We start from the raw sequence: 8,820 nt of genomic DNA, 5'->3' as shown, positions 1-8,820 counted from the left end.
ATGTATCGAGGGATGCTCCTCATTGGCAGCGCGCTGTTGCCCTGCATGGCCAGCGCGCAGTCGACAACGGCCAGCGAAGGCCAGGCAGCCGCACAGCGGATCGACGGGTACTACGAGCAGCGCCAGCCATTGCAACCACGCCAGCCGGTGGTGGATCCGCTGCAGCAGGAAGCACCGGCCAGCGACGTGCAGCCCGCTGGCGACGCTTCCACCCGCTTTCTGTTGAAGGAAGTCAGTTTCAGTCCGTCGGAGCTGCTTGCCGCCGACACGCTGGACACCATTCGCGCCCGCTACCAGGGACGCGAAGTGAGTCTGGCGGAGTTGAACCAGATGGTGGCGGAGGTCAATGCCGCTTACGAGGCACAGGGCATCACCACCGCCAAGGCCTTGCTGCGCGAGCAATCCATCGAAGGCGGGCGGGTTGAAGTCACGCTGATGGAAGGGCGGCTGGGGCAATTGCAGGTGACCGGTGAAGGCAAGGTGCCGGTGCGCTTTGTCGAAAAGCGTATCCACCAGCCGGTGGGCGAGGTGGTGCAGACCAATCGTCTGCGCGACGACCTGGTCTATCTCAATCGCACCAGCGATCTGCAGGTGCGCGCGCTGTTGCGCCCCGGTGAAACGGCCGGCCAAACCGACATCGTGCTGATGACCGAGACACCGGACCGCGGCAATTGGGGCGTGTTCGTCGACAACTCCGGCGTGGAGAGCACGGGCCGCGAGCGCTACGGCGTGCAGGGGCAGTTCTGGGGCTTGGCGAGCATCAACGATCTGTTGTCCGGCTCGGTGGCGTACTCGCGCGGGGGCCTGGAAGGGCGCGTGTCGTATTCGGGCATCATCAACAAGCGCAATGGCCGCTTGGGTGTGAATGTCTCGCGCAACCAGATCAACATCATCGACGGCGCCTATCGCGATCTCGATATCACCGGTGAATCCACCAACTACGGTCTGGACTTCACCCAGCCGTGGATCGCCAACCAGCATTGGATACTCTCCACCACGGCCAGCATTGGCCGCAGCAACTCCATTTCCGAGATTGCTGGCGTGCGCGTTTCGGAGATCGATTCAACCGTCATGACGCTGGGGCTGAGCACCGGCTACCGCAACGACGGTTACGACTGGACGTTCTACCAAGGCGTGTCGCGTATCCAGACCGACGAAACCCTGGCGGAGGGTCGCAACTTCACCACCGCCAATGGCAGCACGTCGTGGACGCAGCGGATCGGCGCAAGTGGCTTCCTGTATCGCGCGCAGCTGGGTTGGCAGTTCACCAATGGCGACTTCCTGCCATCGAGCAACCTGTTCCAGGTGGGCGGTATCGGCAGCGTGCGCGGTTATGTCCGTGGCGCGTTGTCCGGTGTGAAAGGCTATTTCGGCAGCGTGGAACTGCACCGCCCGTATCGGCAGGCGCACGATGTGTATGTGTTCTTCGACCACGGCGATGTGCGTGGTGACTTCCCAATGGCCGCCAGCATCAGCAGCGTGGGCTTGGGCCTGAATGGCCAGTTCGCCAGCCGCTACAGCTACAGCCTGGATCTGGGCCATCCCCTGGATGACGTGCTCAAGAATCAGGACAGCGTGCGCGCCGATTTCCGCATCAGCGCACGCTGGTAATTGCAGGCGTCAGGGCGCGGGCAGTGGCGGATCAGCCCTGCTCGCGCACGATGTCCACCAGACGCTCGCCGTAGCGAGCCAGCTTGCTGCCACCAATGCCGCCGACCCGGCCCAGCGCATCGACGCTGGTCGGGCGTTGTTCGGCGATGTTGCGTAGCGTGCTGTCGTGGAAGATGACGAAGGCCGGCACGTTCTGTTCGCGCGCCAATTCCGCACGCAGCCCGCGCAGGGCGTTGAACAGCGCCAGATCCTGCGGCTGCACCGGCAGGCCGGTGCGCGGGCCGCTACTGCGCTCGCGTTCGCGGGTGGCCGGGCTTTCGCGACGCATCATCATCTGCCGACGGCCCTTGAGGACATCGCGACTGGCGTCGGTCAGGCGCAGGCCACCGTGCGCGGTCGGGTCCACTTCCAACAGACTGGCGGCGACCAACTGCCGGAACACGCCACGCCAGCTGCGTGCATCCAGATCGCTGCCGATGCCGTAGGTACTCAATTTGTCGTGGCCAAGCTGGCGCAGGCGCTCAGCGTCGCTGCCGCGCAGGATGTCGATCAAATGGCCCACGCCAAAACGCTGGCCGCTGCGGTAAACACAACTCAGCGCCTTTTGTGCCGGCACGGTGGCGTCCCATGCCGCGGGCGGAGTGAGGCAGTTGTCGCAGTTACCGCAGGGCTTGGGATAGGTTTCGCCAAAGCCGGCGAGCAGCACCTGGCGACGGCATTGCATGGATTCGCAGTAGCCCAGCAGGTGATCGAGTTTGGCGCGTTCGAGTTGCTTGCGCTCTTCGCCAGCCTCGGATTGTTCGATCATCTGCTTGAGCAGCACCACGTCGCCCAGCCCGTAACACAGCCACGCTTCGGCAGACTCGCCATCGCGGCCGGCGCGGCCGGTTTCCTGGTAATAGCCTTCCATCGACTTGGGTAGGTCGGTATGCGCGACGAAACGCACATCCGGCTTGTCGATGCCCATGCCGAAGGCGATGGTGGCGCACATCACGATGCCGTCTTCGCGCAGGAAGCGGCGCTGGTTGGCGGCGCGCACCTCGGCCGGCAGGCCGGCGTGATAGGGCAGGGCGTTCATGCCTTGCTGGCACAGGAACTCGGCGGTCTCTTCAACCTTGCGGCGTGACATGCAGTACACGATGCCGGCTTCGTCGCGGTGATCCTTGAGGAAGCCCAGCAGCTGACGCTTGGCGTTGTCCTTCTGTACCACGGTGTAGCGGATGTTGGGGCGGTCGAACGAGCTGACGAAGTGGCGCGCGGTGGTCAGATCCAGACGCTCGGCGATTTCGCGCTGGGTCGGTGGATCAGCAGTGGCGGTCAGGGCGATGCGCGGGATGTCTGGCCAGCGCTCGTGCAGCACGGTCAGCTGGCGGTATTCCGGGCGGAAATCGTGCCCCCACTGCGACACGCAGTGCGCTTCATCGATGGCGAACAGCGCAATCCGGCTGCGTTCCAGCAAAGAGAGGAAACGCCCCGTCAGCAAGCGCTCCGGCGCCACGTACAGCAGCTGCAGCTCGCCCGAGAGCAGCTCGCGTTCCACCCGCGCGGCGGTTTCGGCATCCAGCGTGGAGTTGAGGAACTCGGCGCGGACACCGGCCTGACGCAGCGCTTCCACCTGGTCCTGCATCAGCGCGATCAATGGCGAGATGACAATGCCGCAGCCATCGCGCAGCAGCGCGGGGATCTGATAGCACAGGGATTTGCCGCCACCGGTCGGCATCAGCACCAGGGCATCGTTGCCGCTGGCGACATGTTCGACGATGGCCTGCTGGTCGCCGCGGAAACTGTCGTAACCGAAAACGCTGGAAAGCAGCTCTTGCGCGGGACTGTGGGGCATCGCGCTAGTTTACGGGATTGGCGGAATCGGGAGGCTGCTGCATTTAGCCTCTCCCCTCGCGGGAGAGGATGCCGAAGGCAGGAGAGGGGCCGGCGCAGCCGCGCCTTTGCTCCATTCCCGACTTCCCGGGAAAGCTCCCAGCCGAGCATGGCTCGGCACTACAGGCAAACCGGAAGCATTGCGGGATTGGCGGAATCGGGAGGTTGCTGAATTTGGCCTCTCCCCTCGCGGGAGAGGATGCCGAAGGCAGGAGAGGGGCCGGCGCAGCCGCGCCTTTGCTTCATTCCCGACTTCCCGGGAAAGTTCCCAGCCGAGCATGGCTCGGCACTACAGGCAGACCGGCAGCATGGCGAGGGCGCGCCGAAGGCGGGGGGATCTGGCTGGCAGATGAAGCAGGATCCCTGGTTCCGCAGGCGGAACCAGGGAAATCCAGCAGGGGCGAAGGCCCGAAGGAATTACTGCAGCAGCGAACGCAGCATCCACGCGTACTTTTCGTGGGTCTGCAGGCGCTGGGTCAGCAGGTCTTCGCTGGGGGCGTCGTCCACGTCGTCGGCCACGTCCAGCACCTTGCGTGCGGTGCGGCAGACCGCTTCGTTGGCGGCGACCAGCTGGCGTACCATTTCCTGCCAGTCAGCACTGTTGCTCAGGCCTGGCTCCTCGGCAATCGAGGTCAGGGCCGCGAATTCGCGGTAGGAACCCGGCGCGTTGAAGCCCAGGGCGCGGATGCGCTCGGCGATTTCATCCAATGCGGCCCACTGCTCGGTGTACTGCGCCTCGAACATGGTGTGCAGCGAGTTGAACATCGGCCCGGTCACGTTCCAATGGAAGTTGTGGGTCTTCAGGTACAGCGTGTAAGCGTCGGCGAGGAAGTGCGACAAGCCGTCGGCCACTTTCTTGCGATCACTGTCCTTGATCCCGATATTGATGCCCGGGGCCGTCGGTGCGGCGGCTGCCAACTTCTTCTTGCCTGCTTCGACTTTGCTGGTGCTTTTGGCCTTGGCCATGACGCATTTCTCCTTGGCGGGTTGAATGGCTTCACAATACCGTTCCGGCAAACATACCGGTATTTCAAGTTTTCACGTTGAACGATTGATGAGCGCTATCGAAAAAGACACTGCCGCGCGCCTGCGCGACGCCCGCAAGGCCATTGACGGCGCAAGCAGCCGTGACCGTGGGCGCCTGCTTGGCCTGTGGTCGCGTTGGCAGAGCAAGCCGGCCGACGCCGCCAGTGAGCAGGCCTTCGCACAGCTGCTGGAGCGTTCGTGCGCCCAGCGCCAGCGGCGAGCCGCGCAGCAGATCACCATCACCATGGACGATGCGCTGCCAATCGCGCGTGAAGCCGAACAGATCACCGCATTGATCCGCGACCACCAAGTGGTGGTGATCGCCGGCGAAACCGGCTCGGGCAAAACCACCCAGCTGCCGAAACTGTGTCTGGCGGCCGGGCGTGGCGAGGCGGGCATGATCGGCTGCACCCAGCCGCGCCGTATTGCCGCCCGTGCGGTGGCCGCGCGCGTGGCCGAAGAGCTGCGGACCGAGTTGGGCTCGGTGGTCGGCTACCAGGTGCGTTTCACCGACAAGGTGGGCGAAGACACCCGCATCAAGTTCATGACCGACGGCATCCTGCTGGCCGAGATCGCCTCGGACCGCTGGTTGTCGCGCTACGACACGCTGATCATCGACGAGGCGCACGAACGCAGCCTCAACATCGATTTTCTGCTGGGCTACCTGAAGCAGCTGCTGGGCAAGCGCCCGGACCTGAAGCTGATCGTCACCTCGGCCACCATTGATACCGAGCGTTTCTCGCGTCACTTCGGCAATGCGCCGGTGGTGAGCGTGGAAGGCCGTACCTTCCCGGTGGAAGTGCGTTACCGGCCGCTGGATGAAAAACCGGGGTCAGCGTCGGATGCTTCCACCGCCGATGCCGGCGCACGGGGCCGGCGCGAAGAGCCCGATGGCGATCCGGTGTCGGCCATCGTTGCGGCCATGGATGAAATCACCCGCAGCGATCCGCGCGGTGACGTGCTGATCTTCCTGCCCGGCGAACGCGAAATCCGCGACACGCATCAGGCGCTGGAACGCCGCAAATACCGCGAAACCGAAGTGCTGCCGCTGTACGCGCGGCTGTCGGCCAAGGATCAAGACCGCGTGTTCAATCCCGGCCCCAAGCGGCGCGTGGTGCTGACCACCAACGTGGCCGAAACCTCGCTGACGGTGCCGCGCATCCGCTATGTGATCGACCCGGGTTTTGCCCGCATCAAGCGCTACAGCCCGCGACAGAAGCTGGACCGCCTGCATATCGAGCCGGTGTCGCAGGCCAGCGCCAACCAGCGCAAGGGCCGCTGCGGTCGTATCGCCGAAGGCATCTGCTACCGCCTGTATTCGGAAGCCGATTTCCAGTCGCGCGCGGAGTTCACTGATCCGGAAATCCGCCGCTCCTCGCTGTCGGGCGTGATCCTGCGCATGTTGCAGCTGGGCCTGGGGCAGATCGACGAATTCCCGTTCCTGGAAGCACCGGACGAACGTGCTGTCGCCGACGGTTGGCAGCAGCTGGCCGAGTTGGGCGCAATTGACGACGAGCGCAAGCTCACCGCAATCGGCCGGCAGATGGCACGCCTGCCGGTGGACGTGAAACTGGCGCGCATGCTGGTGGCCGCACAGAAGGGCGGCTGTCTGCGCGAGATGCTGGTGATCGCCTCGTTCCTGGGCATCCAGGACCCGCGCGAACGCCCGCCGGAATCCCGCGAGGCCGCCGACAATGCGCACGCCTTGTTTGCCGACGCGCGTTCGGAATTCATCGGCATCCTGCGCTTGTGGGAAGGCTATCGTGTCGCCCACGAAGACCTCACCCAGTCCAAGCTGCGCGACTGGTGTGGCCGGCACTTTCTGGGTTTCCTGCGCATGCGCGAATGGCGCGAGCTGCATCGTCAGCTGCGTCTGTTGTGCGACGAACTGGGCTGGGAAACCAATGAAGGCGATGCCTTCGGCAAGGCGCTGTTGTCGGCGCCGCCGGCATTGCCTGCCGGCGGCGACGCCGAAGCCAAGCGCAAGGCCACGCGCGGCGAGCAGCACAAAGCCGCCCGCCTGGCGCGCGAGGGAAAGAAACCGGGGTCAGAGTCGGGTTTTCCTGTTGCTCCTTCAGTGTCGGAGAAAAATGCGAGGAAACCCGACTCTGACCCCGGTTTTGCCTCCATCCCCGACAAGGTGCGTATTGCCGCCTACCAGGCGCTGCATCGGGCTGTGTTGGCCGGCTTGCCGACGCAGGTCGGTCATCGCACCGACAAGGGCGACTTCCAGGCGCCGCGTCAGCGCCGTTTCCATCTGTTCCCCGGCTCGGTGCTGGCCAAGCGGCCGCCGCCGTGGGTGCTCAGCGCCACGTTGCTGGATACGCAGCGCGTGTGGGGCATGACCAATGCGTCCATCGAACCGGATTGGGTGATCGCCGAATTGCCGCATCTGCTTGCGCGCAAGCATTCCGATCCGCATTGGTCGCGTGCGCAGGGACAGGTGCTGGCGTCGGAGCAGATCAGTCTGTTTGGGCTGGTGCTGGCACCGAAAAAGCCGGTGCATTACGGCCGGATCAACCCGGGTGAAGCGCACGACATCTTCGTGCGGCAGGCGCTGGTCACCGGCGAGATCAACACCCGCGTCAGTTTTGTCGCCGATAACCTGAAAGTGCTGGAGCAGGCGCGCGAAGAAGAAGCCAAGCTGCGCCGTGCCGGTATCGTCGCCGATGAAAACTGGCAGGCGCGTTGGTACCTGGACCGCGTGCCGTCCCACATTCATTCGGCCAATCTGCTTGAGGGTTGGTGGAAGACGTTGGCGCCGGAACAACGCCACAGCCTGCAGTGGTCATTGACCGATCTGCTGCCGGGCGAGGGCAGCGAGCAGGACCGCTATCCCAAGTATTTCCCGCTGGGCGATGCGCGCCTGGCGATGCATTACCGCTTCGAGCCGGGCGCCGAAGACGACGGCGTGACGCTGGATGTGCCGTTGCATCTGCTCAATGCCTTGGACCCGGCACGCTTGTCGTGGCTGGCGCCGGGTTTTGTCGCCGAGAAAGCGGCGGCGTTGATCCGCAGCCTGCCCAAGGCGATGCGCCGCAATTACGTGCCGGCACCGGATTTCGGTCGCGCCTTCTTCGAGGCCTGGGCCGAGCCGTCGGCCGATGACATTCGCGGTGAGCTGGCGCGTTTTCTGAGCAAAGCCACCGGCGCGAGCGTGGCGGCGACGGACTTCGATGTGGAAGCACTGGACCCGCATCTGCGCATGAACCTGCGGCTGTTTGAGGCGGTGCCTTCTGCCGGCCGCAGAGCGGGCGGTGGGAAGTCGGGCGGCGCCGAAAATCAGTCATCTCCAACCGCTTCGGCAAGTGGAAGTGAAGGCGTCAAGCTGCTGGCCATGTCGCGCGATCTGGATGCATTGCGCGCGCGCTTCGGCGAGCGTGCCGGCAGCGCGTTCGCGGCGCGTGCGGGCAAGGCGCTGGCGGCGGAAGGTCTGCGCGAATTTCCCTCAACCGCGATTCCCGAGCAGGTGCCCGGCGAAGCCGGTGTGCCGGCATACCCGGCGCTGGTGGATACCGGCGATGCGGCGGCGTTGCGCATCTTTGCCGACCGCAAGGAAGCCTTCCAACTGCATCCGCTGGGCGTTCGACGGCTGCTGGAAATCGGCTTGGCGGACAAGGTCAAGCAAGCGCGCAAGCAACTGCCGGTGCCGCCCAAGACCGGCCTGTTGTATGCGGCCATCGAGTCGCAGGAGCGCCTGCGCGGTGATCTGGTCGATGCGGCGATGAACGCGGTGCTGGCCGATGGTTTGGACACCATCCGCGCACCCGACACCTTTGAGCTGCGCCGCGCTGACGCCGCCAAGCGGCTGTTCGGCGAGGCGATGGAGCGGCTCAAGTTGGCCGAAACCATTCTCGGCCTGGTCGGCGAGCTGAAGCCGCAATTGGAAGCACCGTTGATGGGCTGGGCGCGCGGCAACCTGGACGACATGGAAGCGCAGTTGGCCGGCCTGGTGCATGCCGGCTTCCTGCGCGAGACACCGGCCGATGCGCTGGCGCAGTTCCCGCGTTACCTCAAGGCGATGATCCTGCGTGCGGAGCGTGCCAAGCGTGATCCGCCGCGCGATCAGGCGCGGATGCTCGAACTCAAGCCGTTCGTCGATGCGTTGAACGAGGCGCGTGCACGGGGCCATGCCGGACGACCGGAATGGGCCGCGCTGCGCTGGGATATCGAAGAACTGCGGGTGTCGTTGTTCGCGCAGGAGCTGGGCTTCCGCTCCGGCATCTCAGCCAAGAAGCTTGCTCAGCGAGTGGCGGCATTGCGCAGCTGATCGGTGCAATGCGCAACAGGGCGTAGGTTGGGATGAAG

Annotated in this window: 4 protein-coding genes; 2 read left to right on the top strand and 2 right to left on the bottom strand. The window is 64.9% G+C overall.

Features of this window, described 5'->3' with window-relative positions; translation table 11 throughout:
• A complete protein-coding gene (locus ACREP4_RS15110) occupies positions 1-1,611 on the top strand; it encodes a ShlB/FhaC/HecB family hemolysin secretion/activation protein (protein WP_431597016.1) in 1,611 nt (536 codons plus the stop codon).
• 31 nt (positions 1,612-1,642) lie between these two features.
• Here ACREP4_RS15110 and recQ read toward each other — a convergent pair whose 3' ends face one another.
• Complete coding sequence (gene recQ / locus ACREP4_RS15105) at positions 1,643-3,448, bottom strand: DNA helicase RecQ (protein ID WP_431597015.1); 1,806 nt, start codon at positions 3,446-3,448, stop codon at positions 1,643-1,645.
• A gap of 455 nt (positions 3,449-3,903) precedes the next feature.
• Complete coding sequence (locus tag ACREP4_RS15100; RefSeq protein ID WP_431597014.1) at positions 3,904-4,452, bottom strand: Dps family protein; 549 nt, start codon at positions 4,450-4,452, stop codon at positions 3,904-3,906.
• 88 nt (positions 4,453-4,540) lie between these two features.
• Here ACREP4_RS15100 and hrpA point away from each other — a divergent pair, with 88 nt between their 5' ends.
• The gene (gene hrpA / locus ACREP4_RS15095; RefSeq protein ID WP_431597013.1) at positions 4,541-8,782 is read left to right on the top strand and encodes an ATP-dependent RNA helicase HrpA; all 4,242 of its coding nucleotides are present in this window, start codon (positions 4,541-4,543) and stop codon (positions 8,780-8,782) included.
• The last annotated feature ends 38 nt before the right edge of the window (positions 8,783-8,820 follow it).

Origin of the sequence: Stenotrophomonas sp. (assembly GCF_050737575.1) — a bacterium.
Lineage (GTDB): Bacteria > Pseudomonadota > Gammaproteobacteria > Xanthomonadales > Xanthomonadaceae > Stenotrophomonas.
The sequence above is the reverse complement of the archived record's forward strand: the minus strand, read 5'-3'. Positions and strand labels throughout refer to the sequence as shown.

Bases quoted from the DNA above. Each gene is read 5' to 3' on its own strand.
- ACREP4_RS15110 (WP_431597016.1), top strand. From the start codon at position 1: ATGTATCGAGGGATGCTCCTCATTGGCAGCGCGCTGTTGCCCTGCATG.
- hrpA (WP_431597013.1), top strand. From the start codon at position 4,541: ATGAGCGCTATCGAAAAAGACACTGCCGCGCGCCTGCGCGACGCCCGC.
- recQ (WP_431597015.1), bottom strand. From the start codon at position 3,448: ATGCCCCACAGTCCCGCGCAAGAGCTGCTTTCCAGCGTTTTCGGTTAC.
- ACREP4_RS15100 (WP_431597014.1), bottom strand. From the start codon at position 4,452: ATGGCCAAGGCCAAAAGCACCAGCAAAGTCGAAGCAGGCAAGAAGAAG.